Origin of the sequence: Herbaspirillum rubrisubalbicans, assembly GCF_003719195.1 — a bacterium.
Taxonomy (GTDB): Bacteria; Pseudomonadota; Gammaproteobacteria; order Burkholderiales; family Burkholderiaceae_D; genus Herbaspirillum; species Herbaspirillum rubrisubalbicans.
In genome coordinates, this window is the sequence record NZ_CP024996.1 from 637,994 (window position 1) to 658,657 (window position 20,664).

18 protein-coding genes are annotated in these 20,664 nt (G+C 61.1%); 6 read left to right on the forward strand and 12 right to left on the reverse strand.

Translation table 11 applies throughout. The annotated features are described in order from the left end of the window. Positions 1 to 798 precede the first annotated feature (798 nt). Both RC54_RS02860 and RC54_RS02865 read left to right on the forward strand, forming a co-directional pair. Positions 799 to 2,019: a DUF6402 family protein gene (locus tag RC54_RS02860; RefSeq protein WP_174526105.1), complete on the forward strand. Its 1,221-nt coding sequence runs from the start codon at positions 799 to 801 to the stop codon at positions 2,017 to 2,019. 14 nt (positions 2,020 to 2,033) lie between these two features. After that, positions 2,034 to 2,390 carry a hypothetical protein gene (locus RC54_RS02865; RefSeq protein WP_061789654.1) on the forward strand — a complete coding sequence of 119 codons (357 nt, stop codon included), beginning with the start codon at positions 2,034 to 2,036 and terminating at the stop codon, positions 2,388 to 2,390. 70 nt (positions 2,391 to 2,460) lie between these two features. Here the strand turns inward: RC54_RS02865 and RC54_RS02870 are convergent, their stop codons facing one another. Beyond that, complete coding sequence (locus RC54_RS02870) at positions 2,461 to 3,663, reverse strand: ammonium transporter (RefSeq protein WP_061789686.1); 1,203 nt, start codon at positions 3,661 to 3,663, stop codon at positions 2,461 to 2,463. A 365-nt stretch (positions 3,664 to 4,028) separates the two neighbouring features. Here RC54_RS02870 and RC54_RS02880 point away from each other — a divergent pair, with 365 nt between their 5' ends. After that, complete coding sequence (locus RC54_RS02880; RefSeq protein WP_061789656.1) at positions 4,029 to 5,654, forward strand: alkaline phosphatase D family protein; 1,626 nt, start codon at positions 4,029 to 4,031, stop codon at positions 5,652 to 5,654. 22 nt (positions 5,655 to 5,676) lie between these two features. Here the strand turns inward: RC54_RS02880 and RC54_RS02885 are convergent, their stop codons facing one another. The 11 genes from RC54_RS02885 to leuS form a co-directional block, all read right to left on the reverse strand. Then, on the reverse strand, positions 5,677 to 6,300 hold the full coding sequence (locus RC54_RS02885; RefSeq protein ID WP_061789657.1) for a hypothetical protein: 624 nt from the start codon (positions 6,298 to 6,300) through the stop codon (positions 5,677 to 5,679). A gap of 131 nt (positions 6,301 to 6,431) precedes the next feature. Continuing rightward, positions 6,432 to 7,331, reverse strand: a complete 900-nt coding sequence (locus RC54_RS02890; protein WP_058897465.1) for a LysR family transcriptional regulator — start codon at positions 7,329 to 7,331, stop codon at positions 6,432 to 6,434. A gap of 53 nt (positions 7,332 to 7,384) precedes the next feature. Further along, positions 7,385 to 8,224, reverse strand: a complete 840-nt coding sequence (locus RC54_RS02895; protein WP_058894187.1) for a dioxygenase family protein — start codon at positions 8,222 to 8,224, stop codon at positions 7,385 to 7,387. Positions 8,225 to 8,322: 98 nt separating this feature from the next. After that, entirely contained in the window at positions 8,323 to 8,736 is a 414-nt protein-coding gene (locus RC54_RS02900; RefSeq protein ID WP_058894188.1) for a DoxX family protein, read from the reverse strand. A gap of 176 nt (positions 8,737 to 8,912) precedes the next feature. Next, positions 8,913 to 10,169, reverse strand: a complete 1,257-nt coding sequence (locus RC54_RS02905) for a THUMP domain-containing class I SAM-dependent RNA methyltransferase (RefSeq protein WP_061789658.1) — start codon at positions 10,167 to 10,169, stop codon at positions 8,913 to 8,915. 93 nt (positions 10,170 to 10,262) lie between these two features. Then, a complete protein-coding gene (locus RC54_RS02910; RefSeq protein WP_061789659.1) occupies positions 10,263 to 10,868 on the reverse strand; it encodes a 2-hydroxychromene-2-carboxylate isomerase in 606 nt (201 codons plus the stop codon). 52 nt (positions 10,869 to 10,920) lie between these two features. Further along, positions 10,921 to 11,346 (reverse strand): CopD family protein, encoded by a 426-nt coding sequence (locus tag RC54_RS02915; protein ID WP_044527865.1) that lies wholly within the window; start codon positions 11,344 to 11,346, stop codon positions 10,921 to 10,923. A gap of 56 nt (positions 11,347 to 11,402) precedes the next feature. Beyond that, positions 11,403 to 12,671 (reverse strand): glutamate-5-semialdehyde dehydrogenase, encoded by a 1,269-nt coding sequence (locus tag RC54_RS02920; protein WP_061789660.1) that lies wholly within the window; start codon positions 12,669 to 12,671, stop codon positions 11,403 to 11,405. 68 nt (positions 12,672 to 12,739) lie between these two features. After that, positions 12,740 to 13,759 (reverse strand): DNA polymerase III subunit delta, encoded by a 1,020-nt coding sequence (gene holA, locus RC54_RS02925; RefSeq protein ID WP_061789661.1) that lies wholly within the window; start codon positions 13,757 to 13,759, stop codon positions 12,740 to 12,742. Positions 13,760 to 13,778: 19 nt separating this feature from the next. After that, the gene (locus RC54_RS02930; RefSeq protein WP_058894193.1) at positions 13,779 to 14,324 is read right to left on the reverse strand and encodes an LPS-assembly lipoprotein LptE; all 546 of its coding nucleotides are present in this window, start codon (positions 14,322 to 14,324) and stop codon (positions 13,779 to 13,781) included. A 28-nt stretch (positions 14,325 to 14,352) separates the two neighbouring features. Further along, on the reverse strand, positions 14,353 to 17,001 hold the full coding sequence (gene leuS, locus RC54_RS02935; protein WP_061789662.1) for a leucine--tRNA ligase: 2,649 nt from the start codon (positions 16,999 to 17,001) through the stop codon (positions 14,353 to 14,355). Between the two features lie 541 nt (positions 17,002 to 17,542). Between leuS and RC54_RS02940 the strand changes: the two genes are divergently transcribed. The 3 genes from RC54_RS02940 to RC54_RS02950 all read left to right on the forward strand — a co-directional run bounded on the left by RC54_RS02940 (position 17,543) and on the right by RC54_RS02950 (position 20,659). Beyond that, positions 17,543 to 18,616: a LacI family DNA-binding transcriptional regulator gene (locus RC54_RS02940; RefSeq protein WP_061789687.1), complete on the forward strand. Its 1,074-nt coding sequence runs from the start codon at positions 17,543 to 17,545 to the stop codon at positions 18,614 to 18,616. Positions 18,617 to 18,745: 129 nt separating this feature from the next. After that, positions 18,746 to 19,753 (forward strand): ABC transporter substrate-binding protein, encoded by a 1,008-nt coding sequence (locus RC54_RS02945; RefSeq protein WP_058894195.1) that lies wholly within the window; start codon positions 18,746 to 18,748, stop codon positions 19,751 to 19,753. 21 nt (positions 19,754 to 19,774) lie between these two features. Continuing rightward, entirely contained in the window at positions 19,775 to 20,659 is an 885-nt protein-coding gene (locus RC54_RS02950) for an ABC transporter permease (protein WP_058894196.1), read from the forward strand. Positions 20,660 to 20,664: the final 5 nt, after the last annotated feature.

Sequence of the window (20,664 nt, forward strand, 5' to 3'; positions counted from 1 at the left end):
GCAACGCGGCCAGCGCCCTTTCTGAGCATAACCCGAAGGGAGCGGCCCGTTTGGGCGAATTGCTGCGTTACGAATTTGGGTCAAGACGCCCAGTCTTGACCCAAATTCGCGCCTTGCACTTCATCCCAAACGGGACTCGCTCGCACTCACGCCTATTTTTATCCTGCGCAAAGACCAAAGCCACCGTGTGGGCGGCTTTCATGGAGTGTGTCAATGTAGCGTATTGAGCTTGGTACAGTTACGCAATTGTAGTTTTTCTCAGAACGATTTCTTTACAGATCGCCCCACCTCACCCAACTAAGGTCCGCCTAGATACGCTCGCTCCGGGTCTCTTCGATGCGGCAACAGGCCTTAAGACGCGCTCCAGTTAGAAGCGTCAAGCTAGTATTTAACTGGCAAATTGTGAATGGACCAGGCCCGACTCCGGCCAACCATCTTTCCACCTCGCTGCCCTTACTGGAGCCCTGCTCCAGTAATTGTCAAATTCGCCAAAAGTTGAATCTATTCAAAAGCTGCTAAGGGTCTTGTTGCCTGAAATTGCTCGACAAACCCCAGCCCCCCCTTCCGAATAAATTCGAAATTCACCAGGTTTTCCTTGTTGTTCCATCCCTCCCTTGCGGAGCCCACAGCATTTTCTGATGCGGTCGAAATATCATCCAGCGACCACGAGTCCCCCCCCTTGCGATGCTTGCCCACTCAATATTCACGACGGGCATCGCCCGGTTCTTTAACGAGGCTCGTCGAAGCGTTCATGCAGAGCATTTGGAAATACTTGATTAATTCATTCGTGGAGTAGCGATGGCGGATATCAAAAAAGTTTCGTATTACCACCTAAAGAAAGGTCTGTTCGGATGGGAGTTGAAAGAGTTCAAGGCAGCTCAAGGATGCATTCCCTTGGACACGCAAAAAAGTGTCTCGTTTGATAGGCCAGCACCCGGCGAAAAACCATCGCCCCCCAAGCCAACTATGGAGGTGCCAAAGGCTCAGAGGCAAACTGAAGCGCCGCAAGCTAGAAAAAATCCCAAAGCGAATCAACCAAAGGCCAAAGAGACTCCTAAACAACTGGAAGCAGAGGTTTGCGAGAATCCGCCTAATTTCGATCTTCAGGATGTGCCAGTTGCAATGGCTAATCTGGGCTGGACGGTCTCGGCCAAACTGGCTCTAAGGTGGTTCACCGGTTCTGCCCACGTCTATGACAACAATCCCACGTCGGTCCAGCCGATTAATGATACCGACGTGACTCTTGATTGGGCGCTGAAGTTTGGGGGCGTCAGGAAAAAATATGAAAAGCTTTTGGCCAAGGATGTCTACAATGATGTCGCCGTTGATTTCGCAAAAAAGAAAATTCTGAACAGAATAAAAAAACGATTTTCCGAGGAGCGGACAACCAATCTTAGCTTCAACACATCAGAGTCCTTATCAGATCTTCTGCAATTTCATGTTGATTGGCAGTTTCAGCTCGTATCAATACGTGATGGAGACACCTTTGATGGTCTGACTTTGACCGATCTCACTGGGTCGTTGGCAAACTTCAACATCTATATCGCGGTGGGCAATGTCGAGATATCCGGCGAGAAATATTTTAGATACGAAAAATCAAAGAACTTTTACTGTGTCGACGCCATCGGGAAAATTACACATGTCTACGCCTATGTGAAAGACAACTATTCATTCAACGGAGAACAGTATTTGGGGCATTGGAATAAGCATGGAATTATTATTGCGCCGGGTACCTGGTTGACGGGATCTGGACAACGAAAGAGCGATTCAGATATCGACATATGGGTAAAGGCCATCAACAAGCCGGTAGACACTCGCAAGAGTTTCTTTGGCAAATTTAGAGAGCCAGACGTTTACTTCCCGGTGTTTAACGCTGACTACAATCGATGGCGAGAAAAGCATCAACGAGGGGAAGACTTCATGGTCTATTCAAAGCCTGTTTACCTCAAACTCAAAAAACCTATCACCTTCAAACTTGGTGAAATATGCAGATTAGAGCCATTAAATTCATTGGCATAGCTTTTGTGGTTGCTATGGCAGTTGGTCTTTTCACTTACTTTAATCAACCCACCTATGGACGCTGCGAATCTTTCACGAAGGATCTGAGGGGAGGCAAGAAAGATTTTCATGGCGCAGTGTATGAGGTCAAGCTGTGTGGTGCGGATATTACCAACGGCACCAAGATCAGGCTTCAGGTTTTTGATCGTTCCGGCGATCTCGTAGCCCAGCGCTATTTTTCTTACTACCTGAATTCGGCGACCGAGCGAGACCTGGCTGAAGGCACGGATTCCATCATCTACTTCGATAGCGCAAGAGAAAGTCCCATGCAGTCGATATCGATGCCGCCGACCAAATGGGATTGGATCAGTGCAAGGTTGCCCTTGTTTTGAGTCTGTGGATGTACCGTCGCGGACGGTACATCCATCAGTTAGTCGGCGCAAGGAATCAACCCGCGAGAACTTACCAACTGGTCTCCCTCTCCGCCGTCGAAGAAATCTTGTGAATGGCCAGGTCAGCCCCTTCGAATTCCTGCTCAGGATCGAGACGGATGCCGACCGCCTTCTTGAGCAAGCCATACACGATCCATCCCCCCAGCGCCGCAATGGCGATGCCCATGAGGCTGCCGATCAACTGCGCCATGAAGGACACGCCACCGCGCCCCCCCAGCGCCTGCAGGCCGAAGATGCCGGCCGCCAGGCCGCCCCACAGGCCGCACAGGCCGTGCAGCGGCCACACGCCCAGCACGTCGTCGATCTTCCATTTGTTCTGGGTACGCGTGAACATCCAGACGAAGATGGCGCCGGCGATGCCGCCTGTGATCAGTGCGCCCAGCGGGTGCATCAGGTCCGAGCCTGCGCACACGGCCACCAGGCCGGCCAGCGGGCCGTTGTAGGCGAAGCCGGGATCGTTGCGGCCCATCAGCAGCGCTACCAGGGTGCCGCCGGCCATGGCCATGAGCGAATTCATCGCCACCAGCCCGTTCATCTTCTCCAGCGTCTGCGCGCTCATGACGTTGAAGCCGAACCAACCCACCGTGAGGATCCACGCGCCCAGCGCCAGGAAGGGGATGTTGGAGGGCGGGTGCGCCGCCACAGCGCCTTCCTTGCTGTAGCGGCCACGGCGCGCGCCCAGCAGCAGTACCGCCGGCAACGCGATCCAGCCGCCCACGGCATGGACCACGATGGAACCGGCGAAGTCATGGAATTGGGCGCCGAAGCGGGCTGCTAGCCAGGCCTGCACACCCAGGTGCTGGTTCCAGGCGATACCCTCGAAGAAGGGATACACCAGACCGACCAGCACGGCTGTTGCCACCAGTTGAGGATTGAACTTGGAACGCTCGGCAATGCCGCCCGAGATGATGGCCGGGATGGCCGCCGCAAAGGTCAGCAGGAAGAAGAACTTGACCAGTTCGAAGCCGCTTTTCTGGGCCAGTGTCTCGGCGCCGGCAAAGAAGCTCACGCCATAGGCCACGTAATAGCCGATGAAGAAATAGACGATGGTCGAGACCGCAAAGTCGGCCAGGATCTTGACCAGGGCATTGACCTGGTTTTTCTTGCGCACCGTGCCCAGTTCAAGGAAGGCGAAGCCGGCGTGCATGGCCAGGATCATGATCGCCCCCAGCAGGATGAAGAGGGCGTCTGCGCCGTTTTTGTGATCGTCCACCAGAAAATCTCCCAAAAATTGTGCAATGAAAGAATGGAAAGCCTGGATTCAAGCAATTTCCGTTCCATTTTGGTGATTTTTCGGCAGTGGTTTGATTTTTAAGGACTTTTTCGGTGCGCATCCATTCTGGATATGAAGTTTTGCACGAATTTCGTGCGATCGCGCCGAGACCCCCGCATTGAAGCTGTATTTTGGTGCGCGTTGTCAGCTAGCCCTTGGTGGTCCCGAAATTTTGTGAAAATCGCATCATTTTGCATTTTCCAGACCCTCAGGTCAGCCTTGGTCATCCTGCTTTCATGGAACGGTCATACTGGATCGCTACATTGCAACTCCCCCTCTGTTTCCTCACCCTCACAGGAGTTGCCATGCCCGACCAGAATTCGCCAGCCGACCACAGCCGTCGCCGTTTCCTGCGCGACAGTGCCGCCACCGCCGTGGGCAGTGCGGCCGTGATCGCCAGCCCCGCCTCCTTGGCGGTGGCGCCGGCCATCGTCACTTCCGAACGCCTGCGTCCGCAGTTGCCCAGCGGCATCATGAGCGGCGACGTCACCCGCGATAGCGCCATGGTCTGGGCGCGTAGTGATCGCACGGCGCGCATCCTGGTCGAGTATTCCACCAGCGAGCATTTCGCCAATCCCATCCGTATCGCCGGCCCCACCGCGCTGGCCCGTGACGACTACAGTGCCCGCGTGGATCTGCGCGGCCTGCCGGCTGGCCAGCGTGTCTACTACCGTGTGCGCTTCCAGGACCTGGTGCATGAGTCGGCCTTGAGCGAACCGCTGACCGGCAGCCTCATGGTGCCGGCCGCGATTCAGCACGGCCAGGTGCGCGACATCACCTTTGCCTTCTCGGGCGATGAAGCCGGCCAGGGATGGGGCATCAACGAGCAGTGGGGCGGTTATCGGGTATATGAATCAATGCGCCGTTTCCGTCCAGATTTCTTCATCCACTCGGGCGACCAGATCTATGCCGATGGCCCGATCCAGGCCGAAGTGAAGCTGGACGACGGCAGCCTGTGGCGCAACGTGGTCACCGAAGCCAAGTCCAAGGTGGCGCAGACGCTGGACGACTATCGCGGCAACTTCGCCTACAACATGCTGGACGCCAACAAGCGCCGCTTCGCCGCCGAGGTGCCGTTCCTGGTGCAATGGGACGATCACGAGGTGCGCAACAACTGGTATCCCACCCAGGTGATCGGTCCCCAGGAAAAACGCTACGACGAACGCAACATCGACGTGCTGGCCGCGCGTGCGCGCCAGGCCATGTTCGAGCACAACCCGTTCCGCATCGATAGCGCCGATCCGTTCCGCATCTATCGTGCCTTCAACCATGGGCCGCTGCTGGAAGTGTTCATGCTGGACGAACGCAGTTATCGCGGCAGGAACTCGCCCAATCGCCAAAAGGGGGGACATGATGCCGACTTCCTCGGTCCCGAGCAGATGCGCTGGATCAAGCAAGCCCTGCTGCGCTCGCGCTCGACCTGGAAGCTGATCGCCAGCGATATGCCGCTGTCCATCGTGGTGCCGGACCTGAACCCGGACGTGCCCAAAGGCACTTTCGAAGCCTGGGCCAATGCCGACAATGGCAAACCTTCCGGGCGCGAGCTGGAAGTGGCCGAGCTGCTGCGCTTCATCAAGCAGCACGACATCAAGAACGTGGTCTGGGTGACGGCCGACGTGCACTACGCCTCGGCCACGCATTACTCGCCCGAACGCGCCCAGTTCACCGACTTCAAGCCCTTCTGGGAATTCGTCGGCGGGCCGATCAATGCGGGCACCTTCGGTCCCGGCGAGATCGACCGTACCTTTGGCCCGGACGTGCGTTTCGTCAGCATCCCGGCCGACATGAAGCAGAATCGCTCACCGGCCGACCTGTTGCAGTTCTTCGGTATTGGCAAGATTGATGCGAAGAGCAAGACGCTCACCGTCACGCTGCACAACACCGGCGGTAAGGAAATCTACAAGGTCGAACTGCCGCCCGAGCAGGCTTGATTGAGGCCGGGGCGGCGCTGCATCAGAAGCCACTGTCGGTGCTGAAGCTGCCGCCGCCCATACCACCACCCATACCACCACCCCCGCCGCCCATGCCGCCGGCACCGCTCCCCATGCCACGCCCCATGCCACCACGACTACCACTGGTCCCACCGGAGCGGGCGTGTCCTTGCTCGTCTTGAGCAGGACCATCGGCCACGCGCTGCATGCGGTCCAGAATGTAATCCTGGACCTGCTTGCGCTGACCGTCATCGAGTGCATCGGCCATCTCAAACCAGATTTCACGCAACTGGTGCGCTTCCTCTTCGGCGGCGTGAGCATCGGCGTCATAGTCGGCGGCCAGCTCACGGAAGTCGCCGCCTGGTTTGTGCAAGACCTGATCCGTATGCGCTTGCAGGCTGGCACGCCGCTGTTGGCGTTGGGCCAGGATGGCGCGGGTCTTTTGCTCCGTCTGGCGCCATAGGATCTGCTGGTTGGGGTTGAGGTTGAGGTCACTCTTGAGCGGTTCGGTCATGGGCAGGATGTCGCTGGCGATCAGATCGACCAGTGGCGTGGCCATGGCCGGCAGCGCCGTGGCCAACATCAGGGCCGATGCCGCAGCACACAGCAGTGACTTGGGAAAGGAGGGCAGAGCAAAGCCGGGCATGAACAACTCCGCAAAATGAAAGCCCAGATTTAAGCAGGCGTAGCCCCACCTGTGGCAAAGCGAAGCATCCGGTAACACTTCATTGATGTCTGGCCGGCAGGGCTCGATGTGGTCTTGCGGCTTGTGCGCAGTCAATCGCTCCAGTGCACCTGGGCGAAGGCGTCGGCCAGGAAATCCAGCATGGCCCTGACCTTGGCCGGCAGATGGGCACGACTGGGATAGACGGCATAGATGCCCAGGTCGGGCGCGGGGAAGTCAGTGAGCAGGGGAACCAGTTGGCCGCTGCGCAGGTACTGGTCGATCATGAAAGTCGGCTGGCGCGTGATACCGATGCCACCCAATGCTGCCTGCACGCAGCTATCGCCATTATTGACATGCATCCGCGCGTTGACCCGCACGCTGACCGGTCCCTCGGGGCCGTTGAATTGCCATTCATCCTTGCCGTGGTTATAGCTGTAGCTGATGATCTGGTGCTGTGCCAGTTCGTGCGGATGGCGCGGCGTGCCGTGTTTTTCCAGGTAAGCGGGCGAGGCGCAGATCGGCAGACTGGTGCTGGTGAGCTTGCGATGCACCAGCGTCGAATCCGACAGGCGGGCGATGCGGATGGCCAGGTCGTAGCCTTCATCGATGATGTCGATGATGCGGTCCGACAAGGTGATGTCCAGCTCGACCTCTGGATAGCGCTCCAGGAACATCGGCCACAGCGGTGCCAGGTGCAGCACGCCGAAGGTGAGCGGGGCATTGATGCGCAACAGGCCGGTGGGTTTGGTGCTGCCTGCGGCCAGCAGGTCGTCGGCTTCTTCCAGGGCTGCGACGATCTGCTTGCAGCGCTCCAGGTAGAGCGCGCCGGCTTCGGTGAGGGATAGTCGCCGCGTGGTTCTTTGCATCAGGCGTGAACCGAGGCGGGCTTCCAGTTCCAGCACCGTGCGCGAGACCGCTGCCTTGGAAATGCCCAGCGCATCGGCGGCCTTGACGAAGCTGCCGAGGTCGGCCACGGCGATGAAGCATTCGATTTCGCGCAGTTTGTTCAAATCGTTTCCCCCCGAGATGGCGCCGCGCTGGCGCATCGCGGGAAGACGGCGGCTCAGGCGGCTGCCGGTAGTTGTGCCAGCAGGCTGGAGGCGGTGCCGAAGGCGAAGGCATCCATGCGCAGGCTATGATACGTCGAACCGCTGTCCAGGTGTACCAGCCGGGTCCAGTCATCGGCCGCGCCCATGGCGAAGAACAGACTCAACAAATGCTCATCGCTGGGGTGGGTGCGCACCGCGTGCGGGGCGGTGGTCCGGTAGCCGAACAGGGCTTGCAGGTCGCCGGCCTGCATCCGGTCCAAGAACCATTGCAGGAATTCGAGCGCATGTGGCGCATCGCTGCCCGCGCTGTCAGTGCGGCGCAGCTCGCGCAGGTTGTGGGTGAAACTGCCCGAACCGATTAAGAGGATGCCTTCCCTGGCCAGCGGTGCGAGCAACTGCCCGACCTGGAAGTGATAGGCCGGTGGCTGCTGCGATTGCAGTGACAACTGGATCACCGGCACATCGGCCTGGGGATACAGGTAGCGCAGCGGCACCCAGGCGCCGTGGTCCAGTCCCCAACCGCCATCGGTATGGGCCGGCAGACCGCCATCGCGCAGACGCTGCGCCACGTGTTCGGCCAGGGCCGGCGCACCAGGGGCGGGATAGTCCAGTTCATACAGAGCAGGCGGGAAACCACCGAAGTCATGGATCACCCGCGGCTGGGCCTGGCTGCCCACGCGCGGGGTGAACGTCTCCCAATGCGGCGACATCACCACGATGCCGCGCGGGCGTGGCAGCGCCGCGCCGATGCCGGCCAGCAGCGGACCGGTGCGGCCGGGTTCCACGGCCAGCATGGGCGAGCCGTGCGAGACGAACAACGAGGGCAGATGGAGGCTATCGGAGCTGGTAGACATGATGCTTTCCTTGCAAAAACGAATTATCCAAAACATCGAGACCGGGCGCATGGCCCGGCTGCTTGCGTGGTCAGAGCTCTGATGTCAGAGCTTTATTATCAGCGTGGCTCTTCACGCTTCATGGCAAAGGCGCCATCGCCCAGCAGGAACACGGCAATCAGGCCGACGATCCACAGCGCCAGGTATTCCCAGCCGCCCTTGGGATTGGTGAAGAAGAAGCCGGCCTTGCCATGCACCAACACGATGGCGCCCAGCAGGTCCGCCGCCAGGGGCAGGGCCAGCCAGCGGCCATAGTAGCCCAGTACCAGCGCGAGGCCACCCACCACTTCCAGTGCCATGACCGGATAGGCGAACCAGCCGGGCACACCCAGCGAGGCGAAGAAGCCGACCGTGCCAGCCGGGGTGAAGACGAAGATTTTCAGTCCGGCGTGGACCAGGAAGAAGACGCCCATGGTGACGCGCAGCAGGAAGGCGGCGTAGTCGGCGCGGGTGTTGACGGTAACGGTGGTCATGATGATCCCGGAAAGTGTGGAGTGGAGGAAGGCAGGTCAGCCCTTGCGCGTTTTTGCTTGCGGGTGCATCGAGGCTGGCCATGTCCACACTGTAGGGAAGAATGCGAGCCGGATAAACCGGCCGCGGCGGGAAGGATTGTCTTGTAGAAGTTGACAATCCATCCATGCCAGAACGATCAGTCTTCGCTGTTGCGCGACACCGGCTTGGCTTCCTCGCGGCGGTTGTAGCCGGCCACCATGTCGAAGCGGAACAGGCGGCACTCCAGTGCGCCATTGAAGAACGGCGTCTTGCGCGACTCCTTCAGGCGCATCAGCTTGGGCAGGCCGAGGTCGGCCGAGAACAGGAACACGCGCCAGCCGGCAAAGCGTTGCTTCAAGGTGCTGGAGAAGGCGCTGAAGAATTGCGTAAACAATTCCTCGGTAGGCAGGGCGCGATCACCACGCACGCCGATCCGTTCGCCGTAAGGCGGGTTGGAGAGGATGATGCCGACCAGCGGCTGGCCTTCGGCGTCCAGTGGCGGCTTGATTTCCTGCGCCTCGATCTGCTTCAAGGGCACTTCGAAATGCACGCCTGCGCGCAGCAGGTTCTTGCGGGTCAGTTCTACCATGTCGCCGGAGATATCGCTGCCGAAGAGCGTGGGGGTGGTCGGGATCGGATTGGGCTTGAAGTCTCCCTTGATGCCGAACCAGGCATCGGCATCGAAGTTGCTGAACTTCTCGAAGGCAAAGCGACGGCGCGCACCCGGCGGCACGCCGGCGATGATTTGCGCAGCCTCGGCCAGGATGGTGCCGGAACCGCACATGGGATCGAACAGCGGCACGCCCGGCTTCCAGCCGGCGGTGCGCAACAGGCCTGCGGCCAGGTTTTCGCGCAGCGGCGCGTCACCGGTTTCTTCACGCCAGCCGCGCTTGAACAGAGCCTCGCCCGAGGTATCCAGGTAGACCGTGAAATTGTGGGCATCGACGAAGCCGGCGATGCGCATGTCGGGGGTGCGGGTGTTGACCGAGGGACGCAGCTTGAACTGGTCGAGGAAGCGGTCACAGATGGCATCCTTGATCTTGAGCGTGGTGAATTCCAGGCTGCGCAAGGGCGACTTCACGGCGGTCAGGTCCACGCGGATGGTGTGCGAGACCTTGAACCAGTCTTCCCAGGCTTGTGCCAGGGTGAGGTCGTAGATGTCGTTTTCGTTCTTGTAGGAACCATGGCCCATGCGCAAGAGGACGCGGCTGGCGATGCGCGAGTGCAGGTTCATCTGGTAGGCCGCCAGGAGCGTACCGGAGCAATGCACGCCACCGGGCACCTGGTTGTGCACCTTGAGGTTGGCGGCGGTGCCGGCGTGCTGGGCGATCTCGTTGAGTTCCTCGGCCAGGGCCACCTCCAGGCCGCGCGGGCAGGGGCAGAAGTAAGAGTAGTGAGTGTCGGGGGATTGCATGGGAGTACCTTTTATCCGTTGGAAAACAGGGTTTCAGAAATGAAAACGCCGGACTGCAAGGGCGCAGTCCGGCGTCATTGTACGCTGGCCGCGTCAGCCTTTGGCGAAGGCGCGCTCGACGAAGTCCAGGCGATCCTGGCCCCAGTAGCCTTCACCCTGGTAGATGTACCACGGTGCGCCAAAGACGCTGGCGGCATTGGCTTCATCGGTGAAGCGGTCGAATTCGGCCTGCACGCTGGCGGTCTCGGCCGACTTCAGCAGCGCCGCGCCATCGTGCTCCAGCGCGTTGGCGATGGCCACCAGGGTATCGGTATCGGCGATGTTCCTCTGTTCTTCCCACACTGCGCGCATGATGGCGCCGGTCAGGCGCAGCGCGGCGGCGGTGCCGTGGGCCAGCTGGGTGGCGATGATCAGGCGCGCCGCGGTGTCGCTGTTGACCGGGAAATAGGTCGGCTGCAACACCATGGGTTTACCCAGGAATTCGCTCCAGCGCGCCAGTTCCTTCAAGCGATAGGCTTGGCGTTGCGGTGCGCGTTTGGCCAGCGGCAGGCCGCCCGAGACACCGAAGATCTTGGACAGGTCGAAGGGCTTGGGCAGGATCTGCACCTGGTATTTTTCGGCGAGGGCGACGAAACGCTCGTGGCCCAGGTAGGCGAAGGGGGAATGTGGCGCGAAGAAGTACTCACAGACTTTGCTCATGACCGGCTCCGGAATGGATGAGGGTGTGGGGAATCGTGCGTGGATACAGCAATCAGAATGGCTTGACGACCACCAGGATCACGATGGCCAGCATCAGCAGCACCGGCACTTCGTTGAACCAGCGGAACCAGAGGTGGCTGCGGGTGTTCTTGCCGTGCTCGAATTTCTTGAGCAGGGAGCCGCAGGCGTGCTGGTAGCCGATCACCAGTACCACCAGCAACAGCTTGGCGTGCAGCCAGCCGTTGCCCGGCCCCTTCCAGAACTGCCAGGTGATGACCAGCAGCCACACGCCCAGCGCCAGCGCCACCAGCGAGATCATGCCGGTGAAGCGATACAGCCGGCGCGCCATGCCCAGCAGGCGCTCACGGGCGACCAGGTCGGTTTCCTGCGCCAGGTTCACGAAGATGCGCGGCAGGTAGAACAGACCGGCGAACCAGGAGGCGATGAAGACGATGTGCAGGGCTTTGATCCAGAGCATGACGGTCCTTGTCGATGAGGTTGATGTGACGTTGGCGCTGACGGGTGCTCAGAGATTTATTGACGCACTTGCCCCTGGCCCAGCACCACATACTTCAGCGAGGTCAAGCCTTCCAGCCCCACCGGGCCGCGCGCGTGCAGCTTGTCGTTGGAGATGCCGATTTCCGCCCCGAGGCCATATTCAAAACCATCGGCAAAGCGGGTGGAGGCATTGACCATGACCGAGGCCGAATCGACTTCGCGCAGGAAGCGCATGGCGCGGGTGTAGTCCTCGGTGACGATGCTGTCGGTGTGCTGGGAAGAGTGACGATTGATGTGCTCGATGGCTTCTTCGACGTCGGCCACCACCTTCACGGCCAGGATCGGGGCCAGGTATTCGGTGTCCCAGTCTTCGTCGGTGGCCGCCTTCAGGAACGGGTAGTCGGCCAGGATCTCGGCGGCTTCGGCGTCGCAGCGCAATTCCACTTCCTTGACGCGATACAGCTCGGACAGCGGTGGCAGTATGGCCGCGGCAATGTTGCGCGAGACCAGCAGGGTTTCCATGGTGTTGCAGGTGCCGTAGCGATGGCACTTGGCGTTGAAGGCCACGTCCAGCGCCTTGCGGGTGTCGGCACGGTCATCGATGTAGACATGGCAGATGCCGTCGAGGTGCTTGATCATCGGCACCTTGGCTTCCTTCATCAGGCGCTCGATCAAGCCCTTGCCGCCGCGCGGCACGATCACGTCCACGTACTCCTGCATGGTGATGAGCGCACCCACGGCGGCACGGTCGGTGGTCTCGACCACTTGCACTGCTTCCTCAGGCAGGCCGGCACCGGCCAGGCCTTCCTTGACCAGCTTGGCCAGGGCCTGGTTGCAATGGATGGCTTCGGAACCACCGCGCAGGATGGTAGCGTTGCCACTCTTGATGCACAGGCCGGCAGCATCCACCGTCACGTTGGGGCGGGCTTCGTAGATGATGCCGATCACGCCCAGTGGCACACGCATCTGGCCGACCTGAATGCCGGTGGGGCGGTACTTCATGTTGCTGATCTCGCCGATGGGATCGGGCAGGGAGGCGATCTGCTCCAGGCCTTCGGCCATGGTGGCGATGGCCTTGTCCGACAGCGTGAGGCGGTCCAGCATGGCTTCGGCCAGGCCATTGGCGCGGGCCGCATCGAGGTCCAGCGCATTGGCCGCACGCAGCAGCTCGGCGTCGCGCCGGATGGCGGCGGCAATCAGCAGCAGGGCCTGGTTCTTGGAGGCGGTATCGGCACGGGCCATGGCGCGCGAGGCGGCACGGGCCTGTTGGCCGATGCGGTTCATGTAGAGTTCGATGTTTTCCATTCGGGTTCCTGCTTGGCGCGGTCAATGAGCGCGTCGGGTTCGATATCGATGTGGGTTCTCGGTGCTGGTCAGCGTCCGCGTGCCAGTTTCAGGCCCAATTGCAGCAAGGCGTCCCATGGGTCGCCAGCAAAGGCGCGGGCACGCAGGCCCTTGACCATGCGGTCCACCAGGGCCGCCTCCTGCAAGGCCTGTTCCAGCGTGGCCAGGTTGATGCGGCGCAGGGCCGGTTCCATCAGCCGCTCGCGCGGGCCCCAGATGCGGTATTCCTTGAGCAAGGCGCCCACGGGTTTGCCCTGGGCCATGCCGGACTTCAGCTTGAGCAAAGTGCGGATTTCTTCGGTGACAGCCCACAGCACCAGCGGCAGCGCTTCGCCTTCCCCCTTCAAGCCTTCCATCATGCGCGTCAGGCGTGCGATGTCGCCGGAGAGCATGGCTTCGTTGAGCTTGAAGACATCGTAGCGGGCCACGTTCAGGACCGCATCCTGCACCTGCTCGAAACTGAGTTGCCCGGCCGGATAGAGCAGGGCCAGCTTCTGGATTTCCTGGTGCGCGGCCAGCAGGTTGCCTTCCACGCGATCGGCGATGAAGTCCAGGCAGGGCCGCTCGGCGCTCTGCTGCTGGGCGGCCAGCCGGTTGCCGATCCAGCCCGGCAACTGGGCGCGCTCCACCAGCGGGATGTCGATATAGACCGCAGCCTGTTGCAGCGCGCCGACCCAGGCCGCCTTTTGCGTGGCCCAGTCCAGTTTGGGCAGGCTGATGATGGTGAGATTGTCGGGTGAAAGATTGGCCGCGTAATCCTGCAGCGCCTGGCCGCCATCCTTGCCTGGCTTGCCGGCGGGGATGCGCAGTTCGATGAGCTTCTTGTCGCCGAACAGCGATTGCGACTGGTTGGCTGCCAGCAGTTCGCCCCACTTGAAGCTGCGCTCCACCACCAGCACTTCGCGCTCGGTATAGCCTTGGGCACGAGCACTGCGGCGGATCTTGTCGGCAGCCTCCAGCGCCAGCAGGTGCTCATCGCTGGCGATCACGTACAGTGGTGCCAGCGATTTGCCGAGATGGGCGTCCAGAGAGTCGTGGCGCAGTTGCATGGCAGTCCGGGTGCGCCGATCAGGAATCCGAATCGGCCGCAGCCTTTTCGTTGTGGATGGCGTTCTTGGAGGCCGACAGGCGGCGCAGGATCTGCTGCACCAGGTCGGACTGCATGTCACGATAGAGCAGCACTTCTTCGGCTTGCTTGGCCAGTTCCTGGTTTTCGTCATAGGTGATGACGCGGCGCAGGGTGATGGCCGTGGGCGGGATCACGATCACACCCTTGGCATCGGTGACCGAGAAGGTGAAGCGCTGGAACAGTGCATATTCACGCACGCGGCCGTCGGTGTTCAAGGTCAGCACCTGGCGGTCGCGGGTGTCGGCCAGCACCTTCAGGTTGACTTCCGCTTCCTTGGGATCTCTGAGTACCTTGGCGCCGCTGGCTTCGAGGTTGCGCTTCAGTTCCACGCCTACCGGCGAATTGGGCCCGAAGCCCAGGTAGATGGTCTTGAAGGGCAGGTCGACCGCGCCGCGCAGATGGAAGCCGCAGGCCGTGAGCACCACGGCTGCGGCCACCAGCAGCAGCCATTGCGAGAAACGCTTGATTTGGAGTTGAGCGCGCATGGAGTTCCGTCGTTAAAGTTGGGCCGGATCAGGCAACGATGTTGACCAGCTTGCCCGGCACCACGATCACTTTCTTCGGTGCGCCGGTCAGGAATTTCTTGACGTCTTCGTTGGTCAGGGCTGCCGCTTCGATGGTGGCCTTGTCGGCCTCCTTGGGAACCGTGACTTCGCCGCGCAGCTTGCCATTGACCTGCACCACCAGCTTGATTTCGCTCTGCTCCAGCGCGGCGGCATCGACCTGCGGCCAGGCGGCATCAAGGATGTCGCCGTGCGTGCCGGCATAGCCCAGTTGCTGCCACAGCACGTGGGTGATGTGTGGGGCGACCGGGTTCAAGACGCGCAGGAAGATCGAGAAGCACTCGGCGAGCACTGCATCACCGGCCGCGCCGGCAGCCGGCTTGGCCGCTTCCAGCGTGTTGAGCATCTTCATGCAGGCCGAGACCACGGTGTTGTACTGGATACGCTTGAAGTCGTTGTCGGCTTGTTGCAAGACCTTGTGTACTTCGCGGCGCAGGGTCTTCAAGCCATCGTCGAGCTGGGCCGCATCGATGGCACCTGCAGCGGTAATGCGCGCGGCGTTGTTGTAGCCGAACGTCCAGACGCGGCGCAGGAAGCGGTTGGCGCCTTCGACACCGGCGCCGGACCATTCCAGGGTCTGTTCCGGGGGCGAAGCGAACATGGTGAACAGACGGGCCGTGTCGGCGCCGTACTGGTCGATCTGCGCTTGCGGGTCGATGCCGTTGTTCTTGGACTTGGACATCTTCTCGGTACCGCCGATCATCACCGGCTGGCCGTCTTCTTTCAACACGGCCGAGACCGGGCGGCCCTTGTCGTCGAAGGACAGGTCGACGTCGGCCGGGTTGTACCAGGTCTTCTTGCCGGCGGCGTCTTCGCGATAGTAGGTCTCGTTCAAGACCATGCCTTGCGTGAGCAGATTGGTGAAGGGTTCGTCGAACTTGACCAGACCGAAGTCGCGCATGACCTTGGTCCAGAAGCGCGCATACAGCAGGTGCAGCACGGCGTGTTCGATGCCGCCGATGTACTGGTCCATGGGCATCCAGTAATCATTGCGGGCGTCCACCATGGCATCGTTGCTGCCCGGCGAGGTATAGCGCATGTAGTACCAGGACGAATCGACGAAGGTGTCCATGGTGTCGGTTTCACGACGGGCCGGCTTGCCGCACTTGGGGCAATCGACCTTGAGGAATTGTTCGTGCTTGTTCAACGGATTGCCGCTGCCGTCCGGCACGCAGTCTTCCGGCAGCACCACCGGCAGGTCTTGCTCGGGCACGGGAACGTCGCCGCAATCCGGGCAGTGGATGATGGGAATCGGCGTGCCCCAGTAGCGCTGGCGTGAGATGCCCCAGTCGCGCAGGCGGAAGGTCACCTTCTTTTCGCCCAGGCCCTGTGCGGCCAGATCGGCGGCCACCGCATCGACGGCGGCCTGGTAGCCCAGGCCATCGTACTTGCCCGAAGCGATGGTCTTGCCGGATTCCTTGTCGCCGTACCATTCTTCCCAGGCCTCGGTGGAGTAGGTCTTGCCTTCCACGGCGATGACCTGCTTGATCGGCAGATTGTATTTGCGGGCGAAGGCGAAGTCGCGTTCGTCGTGTGCCGGCACGCCCATGACGGCGCCGTCGCCGTAGGTGATCAGCACATAGTTGCCGATCCACACCTCGACCTGGTCGCCGGTCAGCGGATGGGTCACGTACAGGCCCGTGGGCATGCCCTTCTTTTCCATCGTCGCCATGTCGGCTTCGATCACGCTGCCTTGCTTGCACTCGGCGATGAAGGCTTGCAGGGCCGGGTTGTTTTCTGCGGCGAGCGTGGCCAGCGGGTGTTCCGGGGCCACGGCGCAGAAGGTCACGCCCATGATGGTGTCGGCGCGGGTGGTGAAGACGAACAGCTTGCCGTCGTTGATCAGTTGGCCGTCCGCACCCTTGATCTGGTGCGGGAAGGCGAAGCGCACGCCGGTGGACTTGCCGATCCAGTTGGCCTGCATCAGGCGCACGCGCTCGGGCCAGCCGGGCAGCTTGGTCTCGACGTGTTCCAGCAGCTCGTCGGCGTAGTCGGTGATCTTGGCGTAGTACATCGGGATCTCGCGCTTTTCGATCACGGCGCCCGAGCGCCAGCCACGACCATCGATGACCTGCTCGTTGGCCAGCACGGTCTGGTCGATCGGGTCCCAGTTCACGGTGCCGGTCTTCTTGTAGATGATGCCCTTCTCCAGCATCTTCAGGAACATCCACTGGTTCCACTTGTAATACTCGGGACGGCAGGCGGTCATCTCGCGCGACCAGTCGATGGCCAAGCCCATGGACTGCATCTGCGACTTCATATATTCGATATTGGAATAAGTCCACTGCGCCGGCGGCACGCCATTGGCCATGGCGGCGTTTTCGGCGGGCATGCCGAAGGCGTCCCAGCCCATGGGCATCAGGACGTTGTAACCGTTCATGCGCAGGTAGCGGTACATCACATCGTTGATGGTGTAGTTGCGCACGTGGCCCATGTGCAGCTTGCCGGAGGGATAGGGCAGCATCGAACAGGCGTAGAACTTCTTCTTGTCGCGACCTTCCTTGTCACGGGCGTTTTCGACGGTCTTGTAGGCGTCGATGGCGTTCCAGTGCTGCTGTGCGGACTGTTCGACTTCGGCTGGGCTGTATTTATCTTGCATGACGGCTGATACGGATGGAATTCGGTTGGGAAGGGAATGCAATCGGAAACCCTGCATTATACCGGCTCGCCACCCTGGCGCGGCATTCCGGGCCGCATCCTGTTCGGCCGATGCCCAGCCCCGTCCCCGGCAATGCAAAAAAAAGCCCGCCTCCGTGAAGAGGCGGGCAAAGATCCCTGCGCCTGAGCAGGGCGGCGACAGGGATAGCAGCTACACTTTTCCGGCCCATTTTTTTTGGGGGGGCGATGGGCTGGAGTCGTGTGGCTGACCAGCGCTGCTGGCCGGCCTTGCATATGAAACCATTGACAGCGATCGAGTGGATGTTTCTCGAAAGTATTCTTGTAAAATCTCGAAAAATTGTGAAAAAGCAATTTTTTATTGCTTAGTAGATGAATTTGGCACCCAACTGTGCTTGCGTCTAAAGAGCGGCAAGCCAGCCCTCCCGGGCGTTTTGCTTCATATCCACACCCCCGGCATGGTCATGAGGGCGTAATAATCCGGCGGCATCATGAAATCGTTTTCATTTGCCCCCGGTACCGCCGTGCGTCCCTCCATCAAACAAGTTGCCCATCTGGCTGGCGTCTCCATTGCCACTGTTTCCCGCCTGCTCAACAAGCCCGGCTCGGTGAGCGCGGAGACGGCCGAGAAGATCCATCGCAGCATCGCCGAGCTGGGTTTTCGTCCCAATTTCACCGGCCGCAACCTGCGTGCCGGCAACTCGCGCACCGTGGGCGTGGTGCTGCCCACCTTGTCCAACACGGTGTTCGCCCAGTGCCTGCAAGGCATAGAGCTGGCCGCCCGGGCGCTGGATTACTCGGTCATGTTCACCACCACCGAATACCTGCCGGAAGAGGAGTCGGCCGCCGTCGAGCTGCTGCTGGGCCATCGGGTGGACGGGGTGATCCTGACGGTGGCCGATGCCGGCGCAAATGCCACGCTGGACTTGCTGGAGCGCGAGCGCATTCCCTTCGTGCTGACCTACAACCAGTTGGCGGGCGTGGAGACGGTGGCGCATCGCGCCTCGGTCTCGGTCGATAACCGCGCCGCCGCCTGTGACGCGGTGGCCTACCTGATCGGGCTGGGACATCGCCGCATCCAGATGCTCTCGGGCCGCTTCACCGCCTCCGACCGCGCCATGCAACGCTATTACGGCTACCTCGACGCCATGCGCGCGGCCGGCCTGGCGCCGCTGCCGGCCATTGAGGTAGAGCGCCACACCCTCACCGCCGCCGCCGACTACCAGCAGATGATGGCCGATCCGCAGCAGCGCCCCACGGCCTTGTTCTGCTCCAACGACCTGTTGGCCTTGAGCGCCATGCGCGATTTGCGCGCGCTGGGATTGCAGGTGCCGGGCGATATCTCGGTGATGGGCTTCGACGGCATTCCGGTCGGCGCCCTGGTGCAGCCGGTGCTGGCCAGCGTGGTCCAGCCCTCGGAACAGATCGGCGAGGTGGCTCTGCGTACCTTGGTCGATGCCATCGAGCGCGCCGTGCCGGCGGTGGCCGATGTCGAGGGCGCCGCTCCGGTGGCTGCCGCCGCCGAGGTGCGTCACATCCTGCCGCATGTGTTGCGCCAGGGTGGATCGGTGGCGGCGGTGTCGTCTTCGAGTTTGTAGTGGGTGTCTTTTTTTTACGTCGCGGATGTTCCTGATTCCTGATGTCTGTCGTTTGACATCTGTCCTTTGACATCTGTCCTCTATCGTTTGTCGTCCCTGTGTTATTCAACCTATTGGAAAGGATCTGACATGTTCCTGAAACGTGTTATTCAAACCGCTGCCGGCGCACTGTTGCTGTCGGCTTCCCTGGCCGCATCGGCCCAAACCGCGATCTGCTACAACTGCCCGCCGGAGTGGGCTGACTGGGCCGCCCAGATCAAGGCGATCAAGGACAAGACCGGCATCACCGTGCCGCCCGACAACAAGAACAGTGGCCAGGCCCTGGCCCAGTTGACTGCCGAGAAGGCCAGCCCGGTGGCTGACTTCACCTATCTCGGCGTGTCCTTCGGTATCGAAGCCAAGAACAAGGATCTGGTGGCCGCCTACAAGCCGGCGCACTGGAACGATATTCCAAATGGTCTGAAGGACCCGGACGGTTACTGGTTCACCATCCACTCCGGCACCATGGGCATCATGGTCAACGTCGATGCCTTGAAGGGTAAGCCGGTTCCCAAGTCCTGGGCTGACCTGCAAAAGCCGGAATACAAGGGCTTGATCGGTTACCTGGACCCGGCCTCGGCCTTCGTCGGCTATGTCGGCGCGGTGGCGATCAACCAGGCACTGGGTGGTACGCTGGATGATTTCTCGCCGGCCATCACCTACTTCAAGAACCTGCAGAAGAACCAGCCCATCGTCCCCAAGCAGACTTCCTACGCCCGTCTGATCTCGGGTGAAATCCCCATCCTGCTGGGCTATGACTTCGACGCCTATCGCGCCAAGTACAAGGACCACGCCAACGTGGCCTTCGTGATCCCCAGCGAAGGTACCGTCACCGTGCCCTACGTGGTGTCGCTGGTGAAGAATGCCCCGCACCAGGCCGAAGCCAAGAAGGTGCTGGACTTCCTGCTGTCCGACCAGGGCCAGGCCATCTGGGCCAATGCCTATCTGCGTCCGGTGCGTGCCTCGGCCATGTCCAAGGAAGCTGAGTCGCGCTTCCTGCCGGCTACCGAATACGCCCGTGCCAAGTCGGTCGATTACGGCAAGATGGCCGAAGTCCAGCGCAAGTTCGGCGAGCGCTACCTGGCGGAAGTTCGCTAAATGCAGGCCGCAGGAGCAAGCATGAAAACCGTGATTTCCACTGCCAGTCCGGCCGCGCCGCCAAAGCAGCCGGCCAATCCCCGTCCGCGTGCGGCCGGCAATGGCGTGTGGCTGTGTTTCGCCGTGCCGGGGCTGACGCTGTTCTGCGCCTTCTGGCTGCTGCCCATGGTGCGGCTGGTGGGGGTGGGCGCGTCCGGCCCGGAGGGGGCCATGGCCTACCTGTCGGTGCTGACCAACCGCCATTACTTTGCCAGCCTGGTCTCCACCCTGGTGCTGTCGGCGGTGGTCACCGCAGCGACCCTGGCCATCTCGGTCTTCGTTGGCTTGTTCCTGCAACGTCATCGTTTTCCTGGTCAGTCGTTGTTGCTGGCCATGCTGACCTTCCCGCTGGCATTCCCCGGCGTGGTGGTCGGCTTCATGGTCATCATGCTGGCCGGGCGCCAGGGCTTGATCGGCGCCTTGAGCAACTGGCTCTTCGGTGAATCGCTGGTGTTTGCGTATTCGCTGGCGGGGCTGTTTTTGGGGTACCTGTATTTCTCGATTCCGCGCGTGATCTTGACCGTGGTGGCCGCAGCCGAGAAGCTCGATCCCTCGCTGGAAGAGGCCGCCCGTTCGCTCGGTGCGCGCCCCTGGCAGGTGTTGCTGCACGTGGTGTTGCCCGCCTTGCTGCCGGCCTTGATCTCATCGGGCGCGATCTGCTTTGCCACCAGTGTGGGTGCCTTCGGTACTGCTTTCACGCTGGCGGCCAATATCGATGTGCTGCCCATGACCATCTATAACGAATTCACCGGCTACGCCAACTTTGCCACGGCCGCTTCGCTGTCCATCGTGCTGGGGGTGATCACCTGGGCCATGCTGGCACTGGCGCGCTCGCTCACTGGCAGCGGTGTCGCGGCGGCGGCATAAGGAGC